The organism is Psychrobacter sp. Arc29, assembly GCF_041431175.1.
Taxonomy (GTDB): Bacteria; Pseudomonadota; Gammaproteobacteria; order Pseudomonadales; family Moraxellaceae; genus Psychrobacter.
Map to the genome: position 1 here is coordinate 1 of NZ_JASMRR010000021.1, position 1,223 is coordinate 1,223.

Sequence of the window (1,223 nt, forward strand, 5' to 3'; positions counted from 1 at the left end):
GTCATGCCACCAAAACCGCTCACCCAGATCAGCGCCAAGCTTGCCTTTATTATCTCAGCCATCGTCATTGCTATTATGGGTATTACCATGATTGGCTTTGGCTGGGTACCGCATCTGTCTCTTATCCTTGCCATCTGTGTCCTACTCGCTATTGGTATGACCAAAGGTCTCAGCTTTGATGACATGCAAGCACAAATGGCCTCAGGTGTCATGCGCGGTATCGGTGCCATCTATTTGTTCTTCTTTATTGGTTTGATGGTTGCCACTTTGATGATGTCAGGCGCCATTCCTACTTTGATGTACTTTGGCTTTCAGCTGATCTCACCTGAGTATTACTATATCTCCGCCTTTATCTTGACCTCCATTATTGGTATCGCTTTAGGTAGCAGTTTGACGACGGCTGCAACACTTGGTGTGGCCTTTATTGGGATGAGTAATGCCTTTGATGCCAATGTGGCGATAGCAGCAGGGGCAGTGGTGTCAGGGGCGTTCTTCGGTGATAAGATGTCGCCCTTGTCTGATACTTGTACCATTGCGTCTTCTGTTGTTGGTATTGATCTGTTTGAGCATATTCGTAATATGATGTATACGACAGTGCCTGCGTGGATACTGACAGTCATCCTGTTCTGGATGTTCTCAGGTCAGACCGTCAGTGCTGATCTGAGTCAAGTGACCATACTACAAGGACAGCTAATAGAGAGTGGTCTAGTGCATGGGTATTCAGTATTACCCTTTGTGATATTGGTAGGGTTAGCGCTGTTTCGGGTCAATGCGATCTATACGATTATCTGTACGATTGCCGCGGCATTGATCATTACTTATATCCATAGCTCACCAAGCTTTGGTCAGTTAGGCGGTTATTTGTTTGCCGGTTATGCGCCCGCTGAGTCATTAGAGTTGGGTGAGGTGGGCGGTATGCTGTCACGCGGCGGTGTACAGAGTATGTTCTTTACACAGGCAATTGTGATATTGGCACTGAGTTTAGGTGGGTTATTAACGGCATTAGGGATTTTGCCAGCATTATTGTCTGGTATCAAAGACACGCTTACGACATCAGGACGGGCGATCTTTGCGGCAGCGATGTCGGCACTGAGCATTAATGTACTGATTGGGGAGCAGTATTTGAGTATTTTATTATCCGGTACGGCCTTTCGGTCGACGTTTGAGCGCTTGCACCTGCATCCGAAGAATTTGTCTCGTACGATTGAGGATGCAGGAACGGT

Annotated in this window: 1 protein-coding gene; it reads left to right on the top strand. The window is 47.1% G+C overall.

Annotation, left to right across the window (positions count from 1 at the left end; all coding sequences use genetic code 11):
- Positions 1–3: 3 nt before the first annotated feature.
- Positions 4–1,223 (top strand): Na+/H+ antiporter NhaC family protein (locus QO189_RS14160; RefSeq protein WP_371533230.1); only part of this gene is annotated, 1,220 nt, incomplete at its 3' end.